At 56.8% G+C, this 329-nt stretch carries 1 protein-coding gene; it reads right to left on the minus strand.

Annotated features, from left to right (window positions below; all coding sequences use genetic code 11):
• Window positions 1–155: MscL family protein (locus EN852_RS37595; protein ID WP_189546544.1), on the minus strand; the 155-nt coding region annotated here is incomplete at its 3' end.
• Window positions 156–329 lie beyond the last annotated feature (174 nt).

Below are 329 nucleotides of genomic sequence, written 5' to 3' on the forward strand. Positions count from 1 at the left end.
GAAAAGTCGACCCCTCCGAGCGCCCCGATGAAGGGCATGATGATGTCGTTGACGAGTGAATCGACGATTTTTCCGAACGCGGCGCCGATGATGACGCCGACGGCCAAGTCCATCACATTGCCCTTGGAGATGAATTCCTGGAATTCTTTCAGCATTCGTCCCTCCTTGCCGTGACCGGCCGCGCTGCCGCCTCATCCATCTCCTTCGGCGCCGGCCGGGCTCACAATAACAAAACCCCCCGGTTGCAAAACTGGAAAAACGGCCAGAGCACCGGTTTGTGTTTACGCAACGTCATCAAAGACATATGCGCCGAAAGCCGCGATGGACTT

This window comes from Mesorhizobium sp. M2E.F.Ca.ET.209.01.1.1 (genome assembly GCF_004010375.2).
In the GTDB taxonomy this organism is placed as follows: Bacteria; Pseudomonadota; Alphaproteobacteria; order Rhizobiales; family Rhizobiaceae; genus Mesorhizobium.